The sequence below is a fragment of the Mycolicibacterium peregrinum genome, from assembly GCF_001665625.1.
Taxonomy (GTDB): Bacteria; Actinomycetota; Actinomycetes; order Mycobacteriales; family Mycobacteriaceae; genus Mycobacterium; species Mycobacterium peregrinum_B.
The window spans coordinates 14,026-38,848 of the sequence record NZ_LZSY01000091.1 but is presented as its reverse complement, the minus strand read 5'-3'; the positions used below and the strand labels follow the sequence as shown (position 1 = coordinate 38,848).

The window sequence follows — 24,823 nt, the reverse complement described above, 5'->3', positions numbered from 1 at the left end:
CGCGGTGGACGCGGTGCTCATCTGGGTGCCCGATTCCGAGGCGGCCACCTTCAACCCCCGTACCGCCACGCCGGTGGTGCCGGCGCAGCTTGCCCGGGTCACGGCCCCGGCCGCCGGGGCCGCAGTACCCGCTGCCGCAGCAGCCCCCGGCGTCCCGGGTGCGGCAGCCAACGCCGCGCCCGCGGTCGCAGCGCCTGTCCCACCGGCCCAGACCATCACCCCGGCCTCGTCTGGCACCCTTGCCGAATTCTTCAAGAGCAAGGGCGTGAAGATGGAGCCTCAGGTCAGCCACGACTTCAAGGCGCTCAGCATCGTCCTGCCGCTGCCGTCGGGCTGGACCAAGGTGCCCGACCCCAACGTTCCCGACGCCTTCGCGGTGATCGCCGACCGCGCCAGCACCGACCTCTACACCCCCAACGCGCAGGTGGTGGTCTACAAGCTCGTCGGCAATTTCGACCCGGTCGAAGCGGCCAGCCACGGATTCGTCGATACCCAGCAGCTGCAGAACTGGCGTCCCACCGACATGGCCATGGGTGACTTCAACGGCTTCCCGTCGGCATTTATCGAAGGTAGCTACCTGTCCGGCAGCCAGGTGCTCAACACGTCACGCAGGCACATCCTGGCCACCGCGGGCCCCGACCATTACCTGGTGTCGTTGTCGGTGAACTCCTCGGCCGCCAACCAGGGTGTTTCCGCGGCTGCCGACGCCGCCGACGCGATCGTGTCCGGGTTCAAGGTCAGCGCGCCGGCCCCGGCGGCTCCCGCTCCGCCAGCTACTCCCGCCCCGGCCGCCCCGGCGCCACAGCCGGGTTTGCCCCAGCTCCTGGGCCTGCAGGGCTGAGTCACCAGAACCCGCCCCGACCTCGCAATACCGACCGGCGCCTCGTATTGTGTGGCGCATGCTGATCGCCGCGCTGCTGTGTTTGAGCGCCGCCGTCATCGTCGGTGTGCTCGGGCTGTGGTTGTTGACCAGGCCCCGTACCGGTGATCCCGTGCGCTCGGTCCTGAGGGCTGTGGCCCCAACCCAACTGGCCGCCGCGGTCATGCTCGCCGCCGGGGGTGCCGCCGCCCTGGCTGCCGCGCCCCACACCGGCCTCATGGTCGTCATGGTGTGCATCATCGGGGCCATCGCCACGGTCGCCGCCGGCTGCTGGCAGAGCGCCAAGGCCGTCGCGGCGGCGGAGGCGGGCGCCGGCTCGGGAGCGGACTGCGCCGGCTCGTGCGCCAGCTGCACCCTGTCTTGTAAGTAGTCCGGAAGCTAGTTGCGGCTCACGTCGATCGGATGCGTGGCCAACAACGACATCGGCAACGGCTGACGACGCAACACCCGGCCCCACAGATCGACCCGCGGCTCGATCAACACATCCGACGGCAGCGCCGACAGCACGATCCAATCGTCGCGCTCGATCTCGCCGTCGAGCTGGCCGATCGTCCAGCCCGAATATCCGGCGAATATCCGCACACCCTCGATCACCGGGGCCAGCGTGTCCGGATCGGCGTCCAGATCGACCATCACCACGCGGCCCTGCACGTGCCGCAGTCCCGGAACGCCGTCGGCCTGCATGCCCACCCGCAGCGTCGCCAGGCACAGCGCCGAGTCCCGCTTGACCGGGCCGCCGATGAACATCGTCTTGGGTTTGGTGGTGAGCTTCGCCCACTGCGGCAGGACGTTGTAGACCGCCGTCTCACTGGGACGGTTCAACACGACGCCCAGGGTGCCGCCGGCGTTGTGCTCGACGATGTAGATGACGCTGCGCCGGAAGGTCGGCTCCAGCAGATCAGTGTTGGCCAGCAGCAGCGTGCCCGGACGTACCCGGTGCGCCGCAGGCGCGATGAAATCCTCCGGGTCTTCTGACTGCGCCACGGTTACATCATGGCACCGCGATTGCCAAGACGTGGCGAACAAGCCCGGGCGCGGTCGGATTTCGGCGCAGCTTTGTACTGTTGATCGAGTGGTTCATGCTCACGCGCTCCGTGCCCTCTGGCACTCGTTGCGTGGCATGACCGAATTCCGCCGCCTGCTCGAGTTGCGTGCGGTCAGTCAGTTCGCCGACGGCCTGTTCCAGGCCGGCCTGGCCGGCGGACTCCTGTTCAATCCCGACCGGGAGGCCGAGCCGTGGGCCATCGCCGGTGCGTTCGCCGTCCTGTATCTCCCGTACTCGGTGCTCGGTCCGTTCGCCGGGGCACTGCTGGACCGCTGGGACCGGCGGATGGTGATGATCGGTGCCAACCTGGGCCGACTGCTGCTGGTGCTCCTGGTGGGTGGGCTGCTGGCGTTCGGTGTCGGGGATCTGCCGATCCTGTGCGGGGCGTTGATCATCAACGGGTTCACCCGGTTCGTGTCGTCAGGTCTGTCGGCGTCGCTGCCCGATGTCGTGCCGGCCGACCGGGTCGTCACGATGAACTCGGTGGCCACCGCGATCGGAGCGCTCGCCGCGTTCCTCGGTGCCATCTTCATGTTGGTGCCGCGTACGGTGGTCGGCGCCGACGACGTGGGCGCCTCGGCGGTCATGTTCATCGTGGCGCTCCCGGTGGCGCTCGCGTTGTGGTTGTCGGTGCGCTTCGGCCCGCACGTGTTGGGGCCGCACGAGAGCAAGCGCGCAATCCACGGCTCGGTGGCGTACGCGGTGTCCACCGGCTGGGTGCATGGCCTGCGCACCGTGCTGACCGTGCGGCCCGTCGCAGGAACCCTGGCCGGGCTGGCCGCGCATCGGATGGCCTTCGGGATCAATTCCCTGCTGGTGCTGGTGATCGTGCGGCACACCGATAACCCCGATATGACGGGGCTGGGCCTGGGTAGCGCGTTTCTGTTCCTGGCAGCCGGCGGTATCGGCCAGTTCCTGGCCACCGTGGCCGCCCCGGCGGTGATCGGCCGGTTCGGGCGCTACGCGACCGCCAATGGCGCGCTCTGCTTCGCCGCGGCCATCCAGCTCTTGGCGCTCGGCCTGCACATCCCGGTGATGCTGACTTGTGGTCTGCTGCTCGGCGCGGCCGGGCAACTCGTGAAGTTGTGTGCGGATTCGGCGATCCAGATCGACGTCGACGACGCTCTACGCGGTCACGTGTTCACCGTGCAGGATGCGCTGTTCTGGATGTCGTTCGTCGCGGCGATCGCGGCGGCCGCCGCTCTGATCCCGGCCGGCGGGCACTCGCCTGCCCTGGTGGCCGCCGGGGCCGTCGCCTACCTGATCGGGCTCGGACTGCACGCGGCGGTGGCATCCCCGAAGCGGGTGTGATCCCCCGGTCTAGGCTGACCGCCATGGTGAGCGCCGGGCCGATCGTGGCCGACCTGTCCGCCGAGAGCGATGTACTCGACGCCCTGGTGGCCGACCTGCCGCCCGAGCGCTGGGCCACCGCCACGCCGTCCGAGGGCTGGACCATTGCCCATCAGATCGCCCACCTGTTGTGGACCGACCGAGTGTCGGTCATCGCGATCACCGACCAGTCCGGCTTCGACGCCGTCCTCGCCGAGGCGATGCAGAACCCGACGGGGTTCGTCGACGCCGCAGCCGAGGAACTCGCACTGACGCCGCCAGAGCAGCTGTTGGCGGACTGGCGCGAAACCCGTGCGCGACTGCACACCGAACTCGTCAACGTGGCCGAAGGCCGCAAGCTGCCGTGGTTCGGCCCGCCGATGAGCGCGACGTCGATGGCCACCGCCCGCATGATGGAGACCTGGGCGCACGGTCTCGATGTGGCCGACGCGCTGGGGGTTCATCGTCCCGCCACCGAGCGGCTCCGCTCGATCGCCCACATCGGCGTCCGCACAAGGGATTTCGCATTCACCGTGCACGGGCTGACCCCACCCGCCGAGCCGTTCCGGGTGGAGTTGACCGCGCCCGACGGCTCGCTGTGGGAGTGGGGGCCGGCCGACGCCCAGCAGCGCGTGACGGGATCTGCCGAAGAGTTCTGCATGCTGGTCACCCAGCGACGGGCCCCGGCCGAACTCGACGTGACAGCCGTCGGCGACGACGCCGCCAAGTGGTTGACGATCGCGCAGGCCTTCGCCGGGCCTCCGGGCGCCGGGCGAGGCTGAGCGGCGAAATTGATCCTGCGCTCAGGGCGCGGAAGTTCGAGTAGACGGGGCCCTCACCGCAGAGTCGTCGCTCAGGAGACCGAATCGGCGCGGCCGTCGCCATCGGTGTCGGCCAGCTTCATGTCCCACCGGCCGTCACCGTCGGTATCGACGTACGCCAGGTTCCCGACCAACGCCCGATCGGCCAGGCCGTCCCCGTCCACGTCGATCAACCGGTCGTCGGTAGCCCCGTCACCGTCGAAATCGACCACCGGTACTCCATCGATTCCCGAGTCGCTGCGCTCCTGCCCGCCGATCGCCCGCTCCACCCCGTCCAAACCGAACCAGCGCACCTGTCCGGACCGGTCCACACTCACCGCCCAGGTACCCGAACCGTCGTCGGAGAAATAGCTCTCGGCCTGTCCGTCGTCATCGGCGTCGAGCACCATCCGCTCGGCGACGCCGTCCCCGTCGAAATCGGCCATCACGTCGTCGAGCCGGCCGTCCCCGTCGAAATCGAGTCCGATGCCGTCGGGGCTGCCGTCCCCGTCCACATCCATGTCCGGCACGCCGGTGAAGATGGTCGCGGTCCCGTCGGGCTCACCCAGGCAGTAGTCCATGACTGATCAGACGCACGATCAGCTCCTGGCGTTCCACCACTTCAACAATTCGTCGATGGCCTGGTCACGGGACAGCGGTCCATGGTCGAGCCGGAGCTCCTTGAGGTACTTCCACGCCTCGCCGACCTGGGGGCCCGCGGGAATGCCGAGGATCTCCATGATCTCGTTGCCGTCGAGGTCCGGCCGGACCCGCTGCAGATCCTCTTTCGCCGCCAGCTCGTCGATCCGGTTCTCCAGATCGTCGTAGTTGGCCTGCAACCGCGCCGCCCGGCGCTTGTTCCTGGTGGTGCAGTCGGCGCGGACCAGCTTGTGCAGCCGGCTCAGCAGCGGACCGGCATCGGTGACGTAACGCCGCACCGCCGAATCGGTCCACTTCCCGGTGCCCTTGTCGTCGGCATAGCCGTGGAACCGCAGATGCAGGTACACCAGCTGCGACACGTCGTCGACCATCTGCTTGGAGTACTTGAGCGCGCGCATCCGCTTGCGGGTCATCTTGGCGCCGACCACCTCATGGTGGTGAAAGCTCACTCCCCCGTCGGATTCGTGCTTGCGGGTCGCGGGCTTACCGATGTCGTGAAGCAATGCGGCCCAACGTAATACGAGATCCGGACCCTGATCCTCGAGATCTACCGCCTGCCGCAGCACCGTCAGCGAATGCCAGTACACATCCTTGTGCTGGTGGTGTTCGTCGATGGCCATCCGCATCTCGCCGACCTCGGGCAGGACCACCTCGCCCAACCCGGTCTGCACCATCAGGTCGACGCCGGCCACCGGATCCGCGCCGAGCAACAGCTTGTCCAACTCGGCGGCGACCCGCTCGACGGTGATGCGCGCCAGCTGCGGAGCCATCTCCAGCAGCGCCTCCAGCACCCGCGGCGCCACCCCGAACCCGAGCTGCGACACGAACCGGGCCGCGCGCAGCATCCGCAGCGGATCATCCCCGAACGACACCTCCGGCGCCGACGGGGTGTCGAGCACCTTGGCCTGAATGGCCGCCAAACCGCCAAGCGGATCGCGGAATTCGGCCGGACCGTCGGCCGTGATGCGCACCGCCATGGCGTTCACGGTGAAGTCGCGGCGCGCCAGGTCGTCGTCGAGGTTGTCGCCGAACTCCACCGTCGGGTTTCTCGACACCTGGTCATAGCTGTCGGCCCGGAACGTGGTGATCTCGAGCCGGTGCTCCACCCCGCCCACCCGCTTGCCCACACCGATCGTGCCGAACTCGATCCCGGTCTCCCACAGCGCGTCGGCCCACGGACGCAGGACCTTCAGCATCTGCTCGGGGCGGGCGTCGGTGGTGAAATCGAGATCACTGTGATCGGTCAGCCGGCCCAGCAGCGCATCGCGCACACTGCCGCCGACCAGATACAGCTCGTGACCCGCCTCAGCGAACACCGCGCCGAGCGCGCGCAGCACCTCGGCGCGGTGGTTCAGCGCGACCAGCGCGCCGGCCAGCAATTCGGCATCAGTAACAACAGCGTCGGACACGTTCGATGAGCCTAATGCTCGCGGTGTGGTCACAACCGGCGAGTGCGGCAGGAGGCCAACCCCATGGCAGCTACTATCGCTTGGGTGTCGGACGGCGAACAGGCCAAACCACGACGGCGCCGCAGCCGGCGTCGTGGCCGTCGTCGTGCACAAAGGGCGGCGGGGCCACCGGCCGGTGATCAGGGCAACGATGCCGAACGCCACACCGACGGCCCCGGCGAAGCTCCCGTCAGCACCGCAAATTCCGCCCCGACCCCGCGTGACCAGTCCAAGCAACGTAAGTCGCGTCCTCGGCGACCACCGGAACGTCTGCGCACCGTTCACGAGACCTCGGCAGGCGGCCTGGTCATCGACGGAATCGACGGACCCAAGGACACCCAGGTGGCGGCGTTGATCGGCCGGGTCGACCGGCGTGGCCGGATGTTGTGGTCCCTGCCCAAGGGGCACATCGAACTCGGTGAGACGGCCGAACAGACCGCGATCCGCGAGGTTGCCGAAGAGACCGGTATCCGCGGCGACGTGCTGGCCGCGCTCGGCAGCATCGACTACTGGTTCGTCACCGAGGGCCGCCGGGTGCACAAGACCGTGCACCACTACCTCCTGCGCTTCCAGGGCGGCGAACTGTCCGACGACGACGTCGAGGTGACCGAGGTCGCCTGGGTCCCGCTGCGGGATCTGGCGTCCCGGCTGGCCTACGCCGACGAGCGCAAGCTCGCCGAGGTGGCCGGAGAGCTGATCGACAAGCTGCACACCGACGGGCCGGACGCCTTGCCGCCACTGCCCCGCAGCGCGCCCCGGCGGCGTCCCCAGACCCATTCGCACGCCCGCACCCACCGCCGCGACGACTCTGCCCAACCCCAGCCCCGCCGGCGCACGAACGGATGCGGACAGGGGCCGTGACCGCCGCCCCGGCGGTGCGCCGAGGGTTCTCCCTCCTGGCGCACACAGTGGTGCTTGTGGCGGTGGTGTTGTTGTTCTCGGTGTGGTCCACCGCCGCGCTGCCGGTGCTTCTGCCGCGCGCGAGCGCCAGTGAACCGGGAGCGATGCCGTTCCTCCAGATCCGCATCGACCGCGTCACCCCCAACGTCGTCACCACCACGAGTGAATCGGTGCTGACGGTGACCGGGGCCGTGCTCAACGTCGGCGACCGGCCGGTGCATGACGTGGACATCCGGATGGAGCACGCGCGCGCGGTGACCTCATCGAGCCAGCTGCGCACCGACCTCACCGGAGATGTCGACCGGTTCGAGCCGGTAGCCGACTTCGTGACCGTGGCACCCGAGATGGATCGCGGCCAGTCGGTGGGCTTCACGCTGTCCTATCCCCTGCGCTCCGAAGGCCCCGGGTCACTGCACATCAGCGAGCCCGGCGTCTACCCCGTGCTGATCAACGTCAACGGGACACCGGATTACGGTGCGCCGGCCAAACTCGACGACGCCCGGTTCCTGCTGCCGGTCCTCGGAGTGCCGCCCGACCAGCACGAAGGCAACGCGCCCGACGCCGGTGAATATCCGTTGTCGGCCGCCGACACCCTCAGCTCGGTGGTACCCCCGGACACCTCCCACCCGGTGCGGATGACCATGCTCTGGCCGCTGGCCGACCGGCCACGACTGGCCCCCGGCGCCCCCGGCGGCACCACACCGGTGCGGTTGGTCGACGACAGCCTCGCCGCGTCCCTGGCCCCAGGCGGGCGGCTCGACACCCTGCTGTCGGCAGCCGACTTCGCCACCGGGCCGACCGTCGACTCCGGTGGCCAGCTGCGCGCCACCTTGTGCCTTGCCGTCGACCCGGATCTGCTCGTCACGGTCAACGCGATGACCGGCGGCTACGTCGTCAACGACGGTCCCGACGCCGGGGCAGCCACCCCGACGCGACCCGGGACCGGCCAGGAAGCAGCCGTCAACTGGCTGAACCGGTTGCGCGGCCTGGCCGGGCGGCTCTGCGTGGCACCGACCAACTACGCGCAGGCCGATCTGACCGCACTGCAACGGGTCGGCGATCCGGGGTTGAGCGCGATCGCGACCAACGGCGCCGGCGACATCGTCGATCAGATCCTCGGTGTCACCTCGATCCGGGGTGCCAGCATCCTGGGTGACGGTCCGCTCACCCGCCCCGCGCTTGACCTGCTGGCAGCCCAGGGCCAGACGGTCGCCATCTCGGCCACCCAGATCGGCGCCCAGGATTCGGCCACCGGCGCCCCCGAGACCGCCGATGTGACCCCGCTGCGGTACGGGCCCGAGGTCGTCGCGGCCGGATTCGATCCCGCGGTCGGTGCTGCCCTGGCCGGTGCGGGCACCGATCCGGTGGCGCCGTCCTACCTGGATCCGTCGCTGGAGATCCCGGTCCGTCACGACTCGCAGACGGCCCGGCGCCAGGATGCGCTGGGCGCGCTGCTGTGGCGGGGCCTCACCCCCACCGAGGAGCCCCGGACCCAGATCCTGATGCCGCCGCTCGTGTGGTCGCTCGACGCCGACGATGCGCAGGCCATCCTGACCTCGGTGGCCACCACGATCCACGCCGGGCTGGCCGTGCCGCGCCCGCTGCCCATGGTGATCGCCGAGGGCAACGCGGCGCCGCCCGAACCCGTGCAACCCCCGCCGCCGGATTCCCTGGGCAACCCGCGCAGCGCCATCGACGAGAACATCAGCAGCGGCATCGCGGCGGCGGTCAGCCGGCTGTGGGGACTGACCGCGGCGCTGACCACCGATGAACGCACCGGACTGACCGGCATGCAGTACACCGCGCCGCTGCGGGAGGACATGCTGCGGGCACTGAGCCAGTCCGTGCCGCCGGAGGCCCGAGAGGGGCTGGCCGAGCAGCGGTTGCAGACCGTCGGCCGCAGTGTGAACGACATGTTCGGCGCGGTCACGATCGTCAACCCCGGCGGGGCCTACACACTGGCCACCGAGCGCAGTCCGCTGCCCCTGGCCCTGCGCAATGACCTGCCGGTTCCGGTGAGGGTCCGGCTACACGTCGACGCACCACCCGGGATGACCGTCACCGACATGGGCGAGATCGAGCTGCCACCCGGCTATCTGCCGCTGCGGGTACCGATCGAGGTGCACTTCACCCAGCGGGTGGCGGTCGACGTCAGCCTGCAGACCACCGACGGACTGACACTCGGTGAGCCCGTCCGGTTGTCGGTGCACTCCAACGCCTACGGCAAGGTGCTGTTCTTCATCACCCTGTCGGCCGGGGCCGTGCTGGTGGCGCTCGCCGGGCGCCGGTTGTGGCACCGCTTCCGCGGCCAGCCCGACCGTGCCGATCTCATCCCACCGGGCGAGCACCCCGACCCGCTCGACGTCGCGATGGCGTTCAACAACGACGCCGACTCTGACAACACTCACGAGGCGCCCGCCGCCCCGCCGTCCCCGCCGGCGACGGCGACCAGCCCGGACCGACCCTGATGACCTCGCCCGACCAACCACCGGCCCGCCCACCGGGCCCGCCGAGGATTCCGCATGCCACCGGCCCGATCCGTCCTGCCGGACGGGCCGAACTGTCCGATGCCGCCGTCGTCTCGCGCTCGTGGGGCATGGCCTTCGCGACGCTGATCTCACGCATCACCGGGTTCTTCCGGTTCGTGCTCCTCATGGCGATGCTCGGCGGAGCATTGACCAGCTCGTTCTCCGTGGCCAACCAGCTGCCCAACATGGTGGCCGCACTGGTGCTGGAGGCCACCTTCACGGCGATCTTCGTTCCGGTCCTGGCCCGCGCCGAACGCGACGACGCCGACGGCGGCACCGCGTTCGTGCGGCGGCTGGTGACCCTCGCCACGACACTGCTGCTGGTCACCACAGTGCTCTCGGTGCTGTGTGCGCCACTGCTGGTGCGACTGATGCTGGGCAGTGATCCGAAGGTCAACAATCCGCTGACCACCGCGTTCGCCTACCTGTTGCTGCCACAGGTGCTGTTCTACGGCCTGTCGTCTGTCTTCATGGCAATCCTCAACACCCGCAACGTCTTCGGTCCGCCTGCCTGGGCCCCCGTCGTCAACAACGTGGTGGCGATCGTGACGCTGGGCGTGTTCGTCCTGGTGCCCGGCGAGTTCTCGATCGATCCGCCCCACATGGGGACGGCCAAGCTGCTGGTCCTCGGGATCGGCACCACCCTGGGCGTGGTCGCGCAGGCTGCCGTGCTGCTCGTGGCGATCCGCGCCGAGCGGATCAGCCTCCGGCCACTGTGGGGCATCGACGACCGGCTCAAGAAGTTCGGCACCATGGCCGCCGCGATGGTGCTCTACGTACTGATCAGCCAGATCGGCCTGATCGTCGGCAATCAGATCGCCAGCGGGGCCGCAGACACCGGGCCCGCGATCTACAACTACACCTGGCTGGTGTTGATGCTGCCGTTCGGGATGATCGGCGTCACGGTGCTCACCGTGGTGATGCCGCGACTGAGCCGCAACGCGGCCGCCGACAACATTCCGGCCGTGCTCGACGACTACTCCCTGGCCACCCGGCTCACCATGGTGACGCTCATCCCGGTGGTGGCGATGATGACCGTCGGCGGGCCCGCCATCGGCAGCGCACTGTTCGCGTACGGCAACTTCAGCGCCTCCGACGCCGGTTACCTCGGCATGGCGATCACCCTGTCGGCCTTCACGCTCATCCCCTATGCGCTGGTACTGCTGCAGCTGCGGGTGTTCTACGCACGGGAGAAGCCCTGGACCCCGATCGCCATCATCGTCGTGATCACCGCCGTGAAGATCATCGGCTCGATCATCGCCCCGCACCTGACCGACGACCCCAACATGGTGGCCGGCTACCTCGGACTGGCCAACGGGTTGGGGTTCGTCGCCGGAGCCGTCATGGGGTACGTGCTCCTGAAGTCCAACCTACGTCCGCGCGGCGGCCGGTTACTGCGCGACAGCGTGATCCGCACCATCCTGGTCACCATCGCGGCGTCGTTGGTGGCCAGCCTGGTGGCCCACGCCGCCGACCGGCTGCTCGGCCTGGACTCACTGACCGAGCACGCGGGCGCCGCGGGTTCGCTGCTGCGGCTGCTCGCCCTCGGCGTGATCATGGTCCCGATCATCGCCGGGGTGATGATCGCCGCCCGGGTTCCGGAGGCGCAGTCGGCGCTGGCAATGGTCCGCCGCCGGCTCGGGCGGGGGCGTCCCGCCCCGGCGCCGGGGGCCGGACAGGTAGCCATGCAAACAATTGCGCCGCCCGTCGGACCTCAACCTGCAGCGCCCGTCACGTACCCTGATCAGAGGAATTCTTCTCCCACTGGGTGGCCGTCAAGCCCGGCAGCCGCCGGAGGCGGGACTCCGGCACACGTTGCCGGAGCGGGGATGTGGAAAGGATCACCGGTGACCGACGAATCTGCGGACGACGCGGCACTGGACGCCACCTCGAGTTCCGGGATGACAACGGATACGACGAAGTTGCCGCGTCCGGCCGCCGACGAGTTCCAACCGGATGTGGCGCCCGCCGGTTCGGCAGACACCCCGTCGGAGGAGGGCACCGGATCTGGTGAACCCGCCGCGAGCCGGTCCAACGGGGCGACGCGCCCGCTCACCGACTACGGCGGTGACCCGACCCGCGAGCCGATCTCGTTCGCACCGCCGCACGATGCCGCGCTGGAATCGGCGGACGACGACGTGCACCTCATCCCCGGGGCCACCATCGCCGACGGCCGCTACCGGCTTCTGGTGTTCCACGGTGGTCCGCCGCACCTGCAGTTCTGGCAGGCCCTCGACACCGCACTCGATCGTCAGGTGGCGCTGACCTTCGTCGACCCTGATGCCACGATGCCCGACGCCCAGGTGCAGGAGATCCTCTCGCGCACCCTCAAACTCAGCCGCCTCGACGTTCCCGGTATCGCCCGGGTGCTCGACGTCGCACACAGCGGGTCGGGCGGCCTGATCGTCTCGGAGTGGATTCGCGGCGGCTCACTGGCCGAGGTCGCCGACACCTCGCCCTCCCCGATCGGCGGGGCCCGCGCCATCCAGTCGCTCGCCGCTGCCGCCGAGGCGGCCCACCGCGCCGGAGTGGCACTGTCGATCGACCACCCCAGCCGGGTGCGAGTGAGCATCGAAGGCGATGTGGCACTTGCCTTCCCGGCCACCATGCCCGACGCCACACCTGACGACGACATCCGCGGCATCGGAGCGGCCCTGTACGCGCTGCTGGTCAACCGTTGGCCGCTGCCGGAATCCGGATCACGAAGCGGGCTGGAGCCCGCCGCCCTTGATCCGGCCGGACAGCCGGTCGAACCGCGCGCCGTCGACCGCGACATCCCGTTCCAGATCTCGGCTGCAGCCGCCCGTGCCGTCCAGCCCGGCGGCGGAATTCGAAGCGCTCCAACCCTTTTGAACCTGCTGCAACAGGCCACCGCCATCGCCGATCGCACCGAACTGATGGCGGGTTCGGTCGAGGAGACGCCCGCCCCGGCAGCTCCCGTCCGCGCACACGAGACCCCGGAGGAACACGAAGCCGCCGAGGCCCGGCGCCGCAAGGGCGTCATCATCGGGGTGAGCGTGGGCGCGGCCATCATCCTGGTGGCACTGCTGGTGCTCGCGTCCGTCCTCAACAGCATCTTCGGCGACGTCGGGGGCGGCCTCAACCGGGACGAGCTCGGCCTGAACGCGCCGTCGGAGAACAGCGAGCAGACCCAAGACAATTCGTCGGCCGCCACCGGCAGCACGGTGAAACCCGTTCGGGCAACTGTGTTCTCACCCGAAGGCGAAGCCGACTCACCGGCTACCGCCGGGCAGGCCATCGACGGCAACACCAGCACGGCATGGTCCACCGACACGTATTCGGATCCGGCCCCGTTCCCCGGGTTCAAGAACGGCGTCGGCCTGATGCTGCAACTGCCGCAGCCCACCACGATCGGCGCCGTCACCCTGAACGTGACCAGCACCGGTACCTCGGTGCAGATCCGCGCGGCCCAGTCGGCCACCCCGTCATCCCTGTCGGACACCACCGAACTGACACCGACGACCCCGCTGAAGCCCGGCTCCAACACCATCTCGGTGAACAAGGCACAGTCCACCTCGTACGTGCTGGTGTGGATCTCGACGCTGGGCACCGTGGACGGCAAGAGCCGCACCGACATCTCCGAGATCACCCTCAAAGCGGCCTCCTGAGACGTCATCCCCAGGGCCGATGGCTTCTTGACCTGGCGTAACACCGTCCCGGGCAAACAAGTGTCCGGGCGGCTGCCGGACAGCGTTTAAGTTCAGCGTGTGGGAAGGTTCGGGGGGACCGGGAAGCCGGCGACGACGCAGCTGCGGAAGCATGGCACCGCCACGCGTACCGATGCCGAGCTGCTGGCCGCCCACGTCGCCGGGGACCGCTACGCATTCGAGGAACTCGTTCACCGGCACCACGGTCAGCTGCGCCGGTTGGCGTTTTTGACCAGCCATCACCACGAAGACGCCGACGACGCCGTGCAGGATGCGTTGTTGTCGGCCCATCGCACGGCCGCGTCGTTCCGCCACGATTCGGCGGTCAGCAGCTGGCTGTACCGGATCGTGGTGAATGCCTGCCTTGACCGGGTCCGCCGGTCACGCCACCAGCCGACCTCGTCCGAACACGAGCTGGACCACCTCCTCCATCTGCGGGACCCCGCCGGCGACCCAGCGCCCCGGGTCGCCACCGCGATCGTGGTGGAGCGGGCACTCATGCAGCTGCCGCTCGAGCAGCGCGCCGCCGTGGTGGCCGTCGACATGCAGGGCTATTCGGTGGCCGAGACAGCCCTGCTCCTCGGGGTCGCAGAGGGCACCGTGAAGAGCCGGTGCTCGCGCGCCAGGCACAAACTCGCAGGCCTGCTCCAGTACTTTGAAGGCGATGAACGGCAGCACACCCCCAGTGCCGTCGGACGGCCCGATTCCTGCTGAGTTGCTCGCCGATCTGCAGGCCGGGCTGCTCGACGACGACACGGCCGCGCAGCTTCGCCGACGGGTACGCACCGACCCGATCGCCGGACCGGATGCCAGGAACACCCTGGCGGCCCTCGATCGGGTGCGTCGCGATCTGGCCCAGCTCGGCCAGGACCCCTCCACCGCTCCCCCGGTGCCTGACGAGGTGAGTGCCCGGCTGTCCGAAGTACTGCGGGCCGAGCCTGCCCTGCCGGCGCCGCCTGGACGACGCTGGAAGTCGATCGCCGCGGTCACCGGGGCGTGCGCGGCCGTGGCGGCCGCAGTGGTGGGCGCGCTGGTGCTGGTACGCCCGGCGGGCCAGGCCCCTTCGACACTGACCAGCTTCGGCCGGATCACCGTCACCCCGCCGCGTAGCGCGATCGGTCTGTCCGAAACCCAGATCCAGGGGCTGCTGTCGGTCCCGCCCGACCTGGGACCGCTGAGCGATCCACAACGCCGCACTGCGTGCCTGTCCGCGCTGGGTTACCCCGCCGGTGTCCAGGTTCTCGGCGCTCGCCCGATGGACGTGGCCGGTCGCCACGGAGTGCTGGTGTTGATGTCGCCGACCGACCCGGACTCCATCGTCGGGGTCGTGGTCCCCGCGGACTGCGACGCCACTCATGCCGGATCGCTGGCAGACACCGTGGTCAAACACCCGGTGAAACGTCCGTAGTGTGTCCTGCGAGCCAGGTGGGAACACATCCGGCCTAGGCTGACGTTGCAACCCGTGCCGAGTACGGCAGAAAGGCCTACATGTCCTCCTCAGCGACGGTCCACGACGTCATCATCATCGGTTCCGGCCCCGCCGGATATACCGCAGCCATCTACGCTGCCCGCGCCCAGCTCAAGCCGCTGGTGTTCGAGGGAACACAGTTCGGCGGCGCGCTGATGACCACCACAGAGGTGGAGAACTACCCCGGGTTCCGTGAGGGCATCACCGGCCCTGAGTTGATGGACGAGATGCGTGAGCAGGCCCTGCGCTTCGGTGCGGATCTCCGCATGGAGGACGTCGACGCCGTCGACCTCACCGGCCCCGTGAAGTCCGTCACCGTCGGCGACGAGACCCACCAGGCGCGATCGGTGATCCTGGCAATGGGCGCCGCGGCCCGCCACCTCGGCGTACCCGGTGAGGAAGCCCTGACCGGCATGGGTGTGAGCACCTGCGCCACCTGTGACGGCTTCTTCTTCCGCGACGAGGACATCATCGTGGTCGGCGGCGGCGATTCGGCGATGGAAGAGGCGACGTTCCTCACCCGCTTCGCGCGTTCGGTGACCCTGATCCACCGCCGCGACGAATTCCGCGCCTCCAGAATCATGCTGGAACGCGCCCGGGCCAACGAGAAGATCACCTTCCTGACCAACACCGAGATCACCCAGATCGAGGGCGATCCGAAGGTCACCGGCGTGCGCCTGCGCGACACCGTCACCGGCGAGGAGTCCAAGCTCCAGGTCACCGGCGTGTTCGTGGCGATCGGTCACGACCCGCGCTCGGAACTCGTGCGCGGCCAGATCGATCTCGACGACGAGGGCTACGTGAAGGTCGTCGGCCGCACCACCGCGACCACGCTCGACGGGGTGTTCGCCGCAGGCGATCTCGTCGACCACACCTACCGCCAGGCCATCACCGCCGCGGGCAGCGGCTGTTCGGCTGCCATCGACACCGAGCGCTGGCTCGCCGACAACGACTGACCCCCAATAGATTTCGACCCGACAGGAGAGCTCCATGAGTGCGGACAGCGCAACAGTAACGGTCACCGACGATTCGTTCTCCAACGACGTCTTGACCAGCAGCACACCGGTACTGGTTGATTTCTGGGCCACCTGGTGCGGGCCGTGCAAGATGGTCGCCCCGGTGCTCGAGGAGATCGCGAGCGAGAAGGCCGGCGAGTTGCGGGTCGCCAAGATCGACGTGGACGCCAACCCGGCCACCGCGCGTGACTTCCAGGTGGTGTCCATCCCGACGCTGATCCTGTTCAAGGACGGCGCACCGGTGAAGCGCATCGTCGGCGCCAAGGGCAAGGCCGCGCTGCTGCGCGAACTTGCCGACGCACTCTGAGTTCACACACACCCCACACACCCCGGATACGCCTGGCGTTTTCCGGATTGTGGCCGAAATCTGAGACAATGCTGGCTAGCTAGCCTGGCAGATCGCCGGAAACCAGCATGGAGGGGCCGAATGTCGAGTCTGCGTCGCGGTGACCGTGGCGGAGCAGTCACCGAGATCCGGGCAGCCTTGGCCGCGTTAGGTCTGATCGACAACCCTGACGCCGACCTGAGCACCGGCAGACATGTTGCGCTCGACGCATTCGATGACGAGCTCGACAGCGCCGTCCGGGCATTTCAGCAGCACCGAGGCCTGTTGGTGGACGGCATCGTCGGAGAAGCCACCTATCGTGCCCTGCGTGAGGCCTCCTACCGGCTCGGAGCCCGCACCCTGACCCACCAGTTCGGTGCCCCCATGTACGGCGACGACGTGGCCACCCTGCAGGCTCGCCTCCAGGACCTCGGCTTCTATACCGGCATGGTCGACGGGCATTTCGGCCTACAGACCCACAATGCGTTGTCGTCGTACCAGCGTGAGTACGGGCTGTACCCCGACGGTATCTGTGGCCCGGAAACGTTGCGCTCGTTGTATTTCCTGGGTTCGCGGGTGACCGGTGGGTCTCCGCACGCGATCCGGGAAGAAGAGCTGGTACGACGCTCGGGTCCACAGCTCTCGGGTAAGCACGTCATCATCGACCCGGGCCGCGGCGGATCCGATCACGGGATGATCATGAACGGGCCGGACGGCCCGATCAGCGAGGCAGACATCCTGTGGGACTTGGCAAGTCGGCTCGAAGGCCGGATGACGGCGATCGGCATGGAGACGTTCATCTCCCGCCCGGCCAACCGCAGCCCGCTGGATTCCGAACGTGCCGCCACCGCCAACCGTGTCGGTGCGGATCTGATGATCAGCCTGCGCTGTGAGAGTCAGCGCTCCCCCTCCGCCAACGGCGTGGCCTCGTTTCACTTCGGGAATTCCCATGGGTCGGTATCGACCATCGGCCGTAACCTCGCTGACTTCATTCAGCGGGAGGTGGTGGCCCGCACCGGATTACGTGACTGCCGATCGCACGGCCGCACCTGGGATCTGCTGCGCCTGACCCGGATGCCCACCGTCGAGGTGGACATCGGCTACATCACCAATCCCCATGATCGCGGTCTGCTGCTGTCCACCCAGACCCGTGATGCGATTGCCGAAGGCATCCTGGCGGCGGTCAAGCGGCTGTATCTGCTGGGCAAGAACGACCGGCCGACAGGGACATTCACCTTCGCCGAGTTGTTGGCGCATGAGCTTTCGGTGGAGCAGGCGAGCCGCGGCGCGTGAGCGCCAATCCAGCAGGAGCGCGTGAGCGCCAATCCAGCAGGAGCGCGTGAGCGCCAACTCAACCTGAGCGTGTAGCGCCATCCGGTCGAGCGCGTGAGCGCCGACTCAGCCCCGCAACTGCCCACCCGGCCATGCGATGGTCGTTTCGTCATGTGACACCACATATCTGGTGAATCGGCGTGGTCAGATCGGCCGCCCGATTTTAGGAAGACCGCCAGTCGACAGCGCGTGCGCCGCAGGCGGCTCCCAGCCCGGTGTCGCCCGGCGGAATCACACTCGCCGACTAACTGGATACGCTTCGGCATCCGCCGGCGGGTCGGTACCGCTCGACGTCAGGGCCACGGCGTGCTTACCTGACGAGATGGCCCGGCATTACCGTTACACCGACAGCCGTGAAGTTGCCGTCCACCCCCTCGTGGCCTGGGAGGTGCTTACCGATCATGACCGGATGTCCGAGTGGATGCCTGCGCGCAAGGTCGTCCTGGAGACGGCCGGCAGTCCTGATCGAGACGGGGTGGGTGCCATCCGTGCGATTCATTCGTTCGGAACGGTTATCCGCGAACGGATTACGACGTTCGACGCGCCGACAACCCTGCGATATGAACTGCTCTCCGGGCTGCCGTTCCGTGATTACACCGGCCAGATCTCCGTCGTGCCCCGTGCCGGTGGAAGCCGGATATCAACGGAGATCAGCTTCTCCACCGTTATTCCTGGCAGCCAGCTCCTCGTCGCAATCGCGATCCGCGTTGCCAGCGCTCGAGCTGCCCGCGCCGCCGACCGACGAGCTTCCTGAGGCTGCGGGCACGGTCTCGGTTGGCGGTCTACGTCAGACTATCCGGTCGTGTCGGACAACACTTTTCGCCCCGATGCCGGCCCCGGACATCCCGGCACCGATCGGCAGCTCGATCCGCGCGTTCTCCAAGAGGCGCTCGAGGGCGGCTTCCACTTCGGCCTTCCAGCCGAGGCCCTTGTCGAGTTCCAGACGCAGCCGCGGGAAGTACGGGTGTGGCGCGACAACGGTGAAACCGACGTCTTCGAGGAAATCGGATGTCAGCATGCAGTCTTCGACCGAACAGTCCCCCAGCACCGCCACTACCGGAGACAGCTCATCGGGAAGCTTGCCGCCGTCGGCCAATTCGCTCACGGCCGAGGTGTAACCGAATGCTTCCAGAGCCCGAACGCCGCGTCGCACCAAATCATTGACCACGGCGGCCAGCAGACTCTGCGACAACAGCCCGCGGTCTTCGGCACATTCAACACCGATCGCCGTCAACAAGATCGCGTCCGGGCTGACGGGAGCGGTCGGGAAAAGCCGGGCCCGCGGCACGGCGCCGGGGGGTGCATAGAACGCGAAGCCCAGACACGGATCGTCCACGACAGCCGGAGCCGTCCAGTCCTCACCCTCCGGCCCCACGAGGCCTGCTGCGTCGGCGGGTACCACCAAGTCGAACGCGGTAGCGGAGTCGGCATCTGACCCTGTATCTGGATCCTGGTCGGGTGCGTCCGCGCGAGCCGTCACGGCCAGTTGGCCGCATGATCCCCACTCGAGCATGACCATCGAAAGCCACGCTTCTTTTTCGAATTCGGGATCGGTCAGGTGGTCGTCACCGATGGTGGAGGGATCAACTTCCCAGAACACACAGCGCCGCGCATGCTTGGGCAGCTGCTCGAAGCCCTCGAGCCGAAGCGGCGTTATTCGTGCTGTCACTGAGGTCCCTGGCTTTCACACTGTGTGCGTGGCTGCCCCTCAAGGATAGGAGAGTCCGCCGGAGTCGGACCACTGCGCCCTGAAAATGTCATCCAGTTCCGCCTCCGAGGTGAAATGCTATGCGGCACAGAAGCTTTGCGCTATGTGGCGCTCGCGACTGCGGACTCTGATCACTGATGTGTCACAGTGACGGAACAACCTGGTGTCGTTGGTCGTGGGTTCTCAGTGGTCTTCGGCGCTCATAATTTCGACAATGCGCTGGAGATCATCCACCGATCCGAACTCGACCACAATCTTGCCTTTTCGTTTGCCAAGGCTCACAGTGACCCGGGTATCGAACGCTGAAGAGAGCCGTTCAGCAACGTCCTGCAGGCCCGGCATCTGGATCGGCTTGCGCCGCGGCGCCGGTGGCGTGGTGTTGCCGTCGCGGTTGGCCAGCGTCACGGCCTCCTCGGTGGCACGCACCGACATGCCCTCGGCAATGATGCGGGCGGCCAACTCTTCCTGCTTCTCCGCTCCCCCTTCCAGGGCGAGCAGCGCACGTGCGTGCCCCGCGGACAGCACACCGGCCGCGACGCGGCGCTGCACGGCGATCGGCAGGCGCAACAGACGGATCATGTTGGAGATCAGTGGCCGTGAGCGACCGATCCGCGCGGCGAGTTCATCGTGGGTGACTCCGAATTCGTCGAGCAGCTGTTGGTAGGCGGCGGCCTCTTCCAACGGGTTGAGCTGAACCCGGTGGATGTTCTCCAGCAGCGCGTCACGCAGCATGCTGTCGTCACCGGTCTCGCGGACGATCGCCGGAATGGCTTCCAGGCCGGCTTGCTGGGCGGCCCGCCAGCGCCGCTCCCCCATCACCAACTGATAGCGGGATTCGCCGTTCTCCTCGACCGCGCGGACGACGATCGGCTGCATCAATCCGAACTCGCGGATGGAGTGCACCAGCTCGCTCAGCGCCTCCTCGTCGAACACCTGGCGGGGCTGCCGCGGATTCGGCTGGATCAGGCTGGGATCGATCTCCCGATAGGTGGCGCCCACGTCGCCGGCAAGGACCGGGTCGGACCCATCGGGCGCGGAAGACGTCGGGGGCACCGTCCCCGCGTCGCTCGAGCCGGACGACGGCCCGAGCAGAACGTCGGCTGCAGTTGCGCCGATCTTGGGGCTCAGGACATCGGTACCGTCCTCAGCGGGACCGGTCGGAATGAGGGCTGCCAGTCCCCTGCCCAAGCCACTCCGCTTCCGTGCCGGCTGATTCATGGTCGTCTCCTGCTCATCGTGCCGTCCGCTGTCTGTCTACTGGCTGTTGGTCACTGACGTGGTGCCGGCGCCTACTAGGCGCGGGGCGGGGCTCCGCGCTCGGCGATCTCGCGGCTCGCGTCGAGGTAGCTCAACGCGCCACGAGAACCCGGATCGTAATCGAGAATCGTCATCCCGTAGCCCGGAGCCTCCGACACCTTCACACTGCGCGGGATGACCGTACGCAACACCTTGTCGCCGAAGTGCTCCCGCACATCCTCGGCCACCTGATCTGCCAGCTTGGTCCGCCCGTCGTACATCGTCAGTATCACGGTGGACACCGACAGCTCGGGGTTGAGATGCGCCTTCACCATCTCGATGTTGCGTAGCAGCTGCCCCACCCCTTCCAGCGCGTAGTACTCGCACTGGATCGGGATGAGCACCTCGGGAGCCGCCACCAACGCGTTGATGGTCAGCAGTCCGAGGGACGGTGGGCAGTCGATGAACACGTAGTCGAAGTTGTGGTTGGCCAGAGCGGCGAGCGCCGACCGCAACCGCCCCTCGCGAGCCACCATGCTGACCAACTCGATTTCCGCGCCGGCCAGATCAATCGTCGCGGGAATGCAGAACAACCGGTCGCTGTGCGGGCTCTGCTGCAGGGCCTCCTCCACCGGAATGTCTCCGATGAGGACCTCATAGGACGACGGGGTCCCGGGTCGGTGTTCGATGCCCAGCGCGGTGCTGGCGTTGCCCTGGGGGTCGAGGTCGATCACCAACGTGCGCAACCCCTGCAGTGCGAGCGCGGCCGCGACGTTCACCGCCGTCGTCGTCTTGCCGACGCCGCCCTTCTGATTCGCGATCGTGAACACGCGCTGGCGCGACGGCCGGGGAAGCTGTCCGTGCGAGGTGTGGAGCACGCGGGTCGCCTGCTCCGCCTCCGCCGCTATCGGGGTGTCCATGCTGGCGTCCGTGGACCACGCAGCGCCACCACCGTTCTTCCATGTTTCACGTGAAACGGTTTCACGTGAAACGGCGGGCGTAGCACCCGCGCCAGCGGTTGCCGGCCGATCAGAACCCATCCTCATCTCCTGCCCGATCTCCCCCGCGACCCGGAGGCTCTGCCCGTTGACCGGGTGCCCGGTCTCACCGCCACGCGTCGCACGGCGACGACGGTTACGGGCGGGTTCAAATAGTTCACGCCACATTTCACCACCCTGGCATCGACTGCACCCAGGGAAGCCATCCCACGCCGGTGCTCTTCGATCTCTGCCTCGGCGCGCTCACCTTTGAGGGCGAGCATCCTTCCGTCGACGCGAAGGAGCGGCATGCTCCACCGCGTCAACTTGTCCAGTGAGGCGACCGCACGGGAAGTCACCACATCCAACTCGCCCACCGATTTACGAACGTCTGAGTCTTCGGCCCGACCACGGACCACCGTGATGTCGAGCCCCAATTCGTCGACCGTCTCACGGAGGAACTCGCTGCGGCGCAGCAGCGGCTCGATCAACGTGACATGAACATCGGGGCGCGCCAGGGCCAACGGGATACCCGGGAGGCCGGCGCCGCTGCCGATGTCGGCGACGCGCTCATCGGGAGCCAGAAGCTCTCCGAGAGCCGAGCTGTTGAGAATGTGTCGATCCCAGAGCCGGTCCACTTCCCGCGGACCGATCAGACCCCACTCGACACCGGCACCGGCAAGAATCGCCGCGTACCGTTCGGCGGTCTCCAGACGCTCTCCGAAGACCTCCGCCGCGGCTTCCGGTGCCGCGGGGACCGGTCCATGTTTCACGTGAAACATCCTCCGCACTCCCTACGGCACCGTCGCCGCAAAACGAACTACACCCTTGTAACTAAAGCTCAGCCAAGCAGAACGACGACGCGTCGCGACGGCTCCACGCCCTCGCTCTCGCTGCGGACACCATCGACCGCGGCCACAGCGTCATGCACGATCTTGCGCTCGAACGGCGTCATGGGAGCCAGCTCCTCACGCTCACCCGACTCCAGCACCCGCCGGGCCACCTTGTCGCCCAGCGCCGCCAGCTCGTCGCGGCGACGGCGGCGCCACCGCGCGATGTCCAGCATCAGCCGGCTGCGCTCGCCGGTCTTCTGGTGCACGGCCAGTCGGGTCAACTCCTGGAGAGCGTCGAGCACCTCACCCTTGCGCCCGACCAGCTTGCTCAGATCGCCCCCACCGTCGATGCTCACCACTGCCCGATCGCCTTCGACATCGAGATCGATATCGCCGTCGAAGTCCAGCAGGTCGAGCAACTCCTCGAGGTAGTCGCCGGCGATCTCGCCTTCCGCGACCAATCGCTCCTCCAGGTCGTCCTCGCTCTTGGGCGCCGACTGGATGTCCTCCTCCAGCTCCGCGCCGGGCTCGGTCGTCTGTGCGTCCGTCATATCCGTCTTCTCCCTACTTGTAGCCAGCGTGAGAACTGGTCACCGTTTCCGCTTCTTGGGGCGTGCACCGGGCTTGGGCGTGCGGTTCACGCTCGGGGCTGCCGATTCACCTGCCGCGTCCTTCTGGTCTTTGGTCTGCGCCGCATCCGACTCAGGTTCAGCGTCTTCCGTAGCGGCCGCCGCACTCGCGGCTTCGGCCTTACGCGCGCGGTTCGGTTTCGCTCCGGGTGCCGGTGCGTTGGCCGAACGTCGTTCGATCGCCTCGGCCTTCTTCGCCTCTTCTTCCTTCTCGATCATCCCGAACACGTAGTGCTGCTGACCGTAGGTCCAGATGTTGTTGGACAGCCAGTAGATGATCACGGCCAGGGGCAGGAACGGCCCACCGACGACCACGCCGAGCGGGAACACGTAGAGCGCGAGCTTGTTCATCATCGCGGTCTGCGGGTTGGCGGCGGCCTCCACACTCTGGCGGGCGACCGAGGCGCGGCTGTTGAAGTGCGTGGCGATACCGGCCAGGATCATGATCGGAACGCCGACCAGAACCACGGACAACCGGTTGAATTCGGTGAACGCCTCGAGGCCGTGCTGCTGAACCATCGTCGCGCCCAGCGGTGCACCGAACAGGTTCGCGTCGAGGAAGTGACTCACGTCGGTCGCACTGAACACATAGTTCGCGAGGCTGCGGTTCTCCTCCACCGACAACCCCAACCGGCCGATGCCGGTCTGGGTCCGGTTGAACGACATCAACACGTGGTACAGACCGAGGAACACCGGCACCTGCGCCAGCATCGGCAGGCAGCCGAGGATCGGGTTGAAGCCGTGCTCGCGCTGCAGCTTCTGCATCTCCAGCGCCATCCGCTGGCGGTCCTTGCCGTACTTCTTCTGCAGCGCCTTGATCTGTGGCTGCAACTCCTGCATCTGCCGCGTGGTGCGGATCTGCTTGACGAAGGGCTTGTAGAGGATCGCGCGCAGGGTGAAGACCAGGAACATCACCGACAGCGCCCAGGCGAAGAAGTTCTCGGGGCCGAGCAGGAAGGCGAATGCCTTGTACCAAACCCACATGATCGCCGACACCGGGTAATAGATGATGTCCAGGCTGAACCAATTAAACACGCGACTTGCTCTCCCCTCGCTTCGCTGGGGTCTCCCAGACAAGGTTTTCGGCGGCTATATCGCCAGACACGGTCTCATCAGACGTGAAGGACTCGTGATCGTGTGGGCACCGGTCCGGGATGGGGTCCCATCCCCCGGGATGCCACGGACCGCATTTCAGCAGTCGGATCAATGTCAGCCACCCACCACGGAACAAGCCGTATTCGGTGAGGGCATCGACCGCGTACTGACTGCAGGTCGGCATGAACCGGCACGACGGCAGTCGAAGCGGAGAGATGGTGTGACGGTAGAGCTGAATCAGGAAGATCGCACCGCGGGCTGCACCGGCACCCGCCCTGCGGATCATGGTGACGTCCTGCGCCGTGCCTCCAGGCGCTCGAGAGCGCGCTGCAACTGTTGCTCCAACCGCGGCGACGGCGCTTCACTGCTGCCGGCGCGAGCTCGGATCACCACCAGGTCCGTGGCATCCAGTTTCGGTATGACGGTACGGGCGGCATGACGCAGCCGCCGGGATACCCGATGACGCTCCACGGCATTCCCGACGGCTTTGGACACGATCAGACCGACCCGCGGGCCGGTTGCGTCCGTTCCCTCGTGGAGTGCGTGCACGACAACATCAGGTTGCACTGCACGCACGCCACGACTGACGGTGGCACTGAACTCCGCGGACCGCCTCATCCGGTATCGAGCCGGAAGCACCGCGCTAGATCCTGCCTGAGAGCCGCAGTATCACGCAGTGAGTGCGCGACGGCCCTTGCCACGACGGTTGGCGACGATGGCGCGGCCGGCGCGCGTCCGCATCCGCAGCCGGAACCCATGCACGCGCGCACGGCGGCGGTTGTTGGGCTGGTAGGTCCGCTTGCCCTTGGCCACGGCAATCTCTCCTTGTTCCGTTTGGCACCCGCATCCACCGACACCGAAGTGCCGCCGAAAACAGTTGCCGTTGCAAGCTCTGTTTAAGCTCGTCCGTCGTGCTCTACTAACCGGCGCGTTCTCCGGAAACCTC

At 67.7% G+C, this 24,823-nt stretch carries 25 protein-coding genes; 13 read left to right on the top strand and 12 right to left on the bottom strand.

Annotated features, from left to right (window positions below; all coding sequences use genetic code 11):
* Window positions 1-4: 4 nt before the first annotated feature.
* Both A5779_RS12910 and A5779_RS12905 read left to right on the top strand, forming a co-directional pair.
* Window positions 5-841, top strand: a complete 837-nt coding sequence (locus A5779_RS12910) for an LpqN/LpqT family lipoprotein (RefSeq protein WP_082941671.1) — start codon at window positions 5-7, stop codon at window positions 839-841.
* Between the two features lie 58 nt (window positions 842-899).
* A complete protein-coding gene (locus tag A5779_RS12905; protein WP_064882438.1) occupies window positions 900-1,250 on the top strand; it encodes a hypothetical protein in 351 nt (116 codons plus the stop codon).
* A gap of 8 nt (window positions 1,251-1,258) precedes the next feature.
* Here A5779_RS12905 and A5779_RS12900 read toward each other — a convergent pair whose 3' ends face one another.
* Complete coding sequence (locus A5779_RS12900; protein WP_036443638.1) at window positions 1,259-1,864, bottom strand: YqgE/AlgH family protein; 606 nt, start codon at window positions 1,862-1,864, stop codon at window positions 1,259-1,261.
* Between the two features lie 88 nt (window positions 1,865-1,952).
* On the opposite strand from A5779_RS12900, the gene A5779_RS12895 reads away from it, so the two are divergent.
* Both A5779_RS12895 and A5779_RS12890 read left to right on the top strand, forming a co-directional pair.
* Window positions 1,953-3,236: an MFS transporter gene (locus A5779_RS12895; RefSeq protein ID WP_064882436.1), complete on the top strand. Its 1,284-nt coding sequence runs from the start codon at window positions 1,953-1,955 to the stop codon at window positions 3,234-3,236.
* A gap of 23 nt (window positions 3,237-3,259) precedes the next feature.
* Window positions 3,260-4,036, top strand: a complete 777-nt coding sequence (locus A5779_RS12890; protein WP_064882433.1) for a TIGR03084 family metal-binding protein — start codon at window positions 3,260-3,262, stop codon at window positions 4,034-4,036.
* Window positions 4,037-4,107: 71 nt separating this feature from the next.
* Here A5779_RS12890 and A5779_RS12885 read toward each other — a convergent pair whose 3' ends face one another.
* Window positions 4,108-4,635 (bottom strand): hypothetical protein, encoded by a 528-nt coding sequence (locus A5779_RS12885; protein ID WP_064882431.1) that lies wholly within the window; start codon window positions 4,633-4,635, stop codon window positions 4,108-4,110.
* An 18-nt stretch (window positions 4,636-4,653) separates the two neighbouring features.
* On the bottom strand, window positions 4,654-6,123 hold the full coding sequence (locus A5779_RS12880) for a CCA tRNA nucleotidyltransferase (RefSeq protein ID WP_064882429.1): 1,470 nt from the start codon (window positions 6,121-6,123) through the stop codon (window positions 4,654-4,656).
* 84 nt (window positions 6,124-6,207) lie between these two features.
* Here A5779_RS12880 and A5779_RS12875 point away from each other — a divergent pair, with 84 nt between their 5' ends.
* From A5779_RS12875 to A5779_RS12835, 9 genes are all read left to right on the top strand, one after another.
* Window positions 6,208-7,023 carry an NUDIX hydrolase gene (locus tag A5779_RS12875; RefSeq protein WP_110777220.1) on the top strand — a complete coding sequence of 272 codons (816 nt, stop codon included), beginning with the start codon at window positions 6,208-6,210 and terminating at the stop codon, window positions 7,021-7,023.
* A complete protein-coding gene (locus A5779_RS12870) occupies window positions 7,020-9,530 on the top strand; it encodes a DUF6049 family protein (protein WP_082941670.1) in 2,511 nt (836 codons plus the stop codon). Before A5779_RS12875 ends, A5779_RS12870 begins: the two co-directional genes overlap by 4 nt.
* Window positions 9,530-13,219: a murein biosynthesis integral membrane protein MurJ gene (gene murJ, locus A5779_RS12865; RefSeq protein WP_064882426.1), complete on the top strand. Its 3,690-nt coding sequence runs from the start codon at window positions 9,530-9,532 to the stop codon at window positions 13,217-13,219. The genes A5779_RS12870 and murJ overlap by 1 nt, the downstream gene beginning before the upstream one ends.
* A 99-nt stretch (window positions 13,220-13,318) precedes the next feature.
* Window positions 13,319-13,972: an RNA polymerase sigma factor SigM gene (gene sigM, locus A5779_RS12860; RefSeq protein WP_413784913.1), complete on the top strand. Its 654-nt coding sequence runs from the start codon at window positions 13,319-13,321 to the stop codon at window positions 13,970-13,972.
* Window positions 13,923-14,666, top strand: coding sequence for an RsmA family anti-sigma factor (locus A5779_RS12855; RefSeq protein WP_064882424.1), 744 nt, complete (start codon window positions 13,923-13,925; stop codon window positions 14,664-14,666). Before sigM ends, A5779_RS12855 begins: the two co-directional genes overlap by 50 nt.
* An 80-nt stretch (window positions 14,667-14,746) precedes the next feature.
* Window positions 14,747-15,682, top strand: coding sequence for a thioredoxin-disulfide reductase (gene trxB / locus A5779_RS12850; RefSeq protein WP_064882421.1), 936 nt, complete (start codon window positions 14,747-14,749; stop codon window positions 15,680-15,682).
* A gap of 34 nt (window positions 15,683-15,716) precedes the next feature.
* Window positions 15,717-16,049, top strand: coding sequence for a thioredoxin (trxA, locus tag A5779_RS12845; protein ID WP_055119196.1), 333 nt, complete (start codon window positions 15,717-15,719; stop codon window positions 16,047-16,049).
* Between the two features lie 120 nt (window positions 16,050-16,169).
* Window positions 16,170-17,360: an N-acetylmuramoyl-L-alanine amidase gene (locus A5779_RS12840; protein WP_003883338.1), complete on the top strand. Its 1,191-nt coding sequence runs from the start codon at window positions 16,170-16,172 to the stop codon at window positions 17,358-17,360.
* A gap of 361 nt (window positions 17,361-17,721) precedes the next feature.
* A complete protein-coding gene (locus tag A5779_RS12835; RefSeq protein ID WP_064882419.1) occupies window positions 17,722-18,153 on the top strand; it encodes an SRPBCC family protein in 432 nt (143 codons plus the stop codon).
* Window positions 18,154-18,186: 33 nt separating this feature from the next.
* Here the strand turns inward: A5779_RS12835 and A5779_RS12830 are convergent, their stop codons facing one another.
* The 9 genes from A5779_RS12830 to rpmH form a co-directional block, all read right to left on the bottom strand.
* The gene (locus A5779_RS12830) at window positions 18,187-19,068 is read right to left on the bottom strand and encodes a hypothetical protein (protein ID WP_064882417.1); all 882 of its coding nucleotides are present in this window, start codon (window positions 19,066-19,068) and stop codon (window positions 18,187-18,189) included.
* A gap of 222 nt (window positions 19,069-19,290) precedes the next feature.
* Complete coding sequence (locus A5779_RS12825; RefSeq protein WP_064882415.1) at window positions 19,291-20,325, bottom strand: ParB/RepB/Spo0J family partition protein; 1,035 nt, start codon at window positions 20,323-20,325, stop codon at window positions 19,291-19,293.
* 74 nt (window positions 20,326-20,399) lie between these two features.
* Entirely contained in the window at window positions 20,400-21,383 is a 984-nt protein-coding gene (locus tag A5779_RS12820; protein ID WP_413784912.1) for a ParA family protein, read from the bottom strand.
* Between the two features lie 2 nt (window positions 21,384-21,385).
* Window positions 21,386-22,102: a 16S rRNA (guanine(527)-N(7))-methyltransferase RsmG gene (gene rsmG, locus A5779_RS12815; protein WP_064882412.1), complete on the bottom strand. Its 717-nt coding sequence runs from the start codon at window positions 22,100-22,102 to the stop codon at window positions 21,386-21,388.
* Window positions 22,103-22,161: 59 nt separating this feature from the next.
* Entirely contained in the window at window positions 22,162-22,704 is a 543-nt protein-coding gene (locus tag A5779_RS12810; RefSeq protein ID WP_064882410.1) for a Jag family protein, read from the bottom strand.
* A 39-nt stretch (window positions 22,705-22,743) separates the two neighbouring features.
* On the bottom strand, window positions 22,744-23,817 hold the full coding sequence (yidC, locus tag A5779_RS12805; protein ID WP_064882407.1) for a membrane protein insertase YidC: 1,074 nt from the start codon (window positions 23,815-23,817) through the stop codon (window positions 22,744-22,746).
* Window positions 23,810-24,163, bottom strand: coding sequence for a membrane protein insertion efficiency factor YidD (yidD, locus tag A5779_RS12800; protein ID WP_064882406.1), 354 nt, complete (start codon window positions 24,161-24,163; stop codon window positions 23,810-23,812). Before yidD ends, yidC begins: the two co-directional genes overlap by 8 nt.
* Window positions 24,160-24,516, bottom strand: a complete 357-nt coding sequence (rnpA, locus tag A5779_RS12795) for a ribonuclease P protein component (protein WP_064882403.1) — start codon at window positions 24,514-24,516, stop codon at window positions 24,160-24,162. The genes yidD and rnpA overlap by 4 nt, the downstream gene beginning before the upstream one ends.
* 30 nt (window positions 24,517-24,546) lie before the next feature.
* The gene (gene rpmH / locus A5779_RS12790; protein WP_055119217.1) at window positions 24,547-24,690 is read right to left on the bottom strand and encodes a 50S ribosomal protein L34; all 144 of its coding nucleotides are present in this window, start codon (window positions 24,688-24,690) and stop codon (window positions 24,547-24,549) included.
* Window positions 24,691-24,823: the final 133 nt, after the last annotated feature.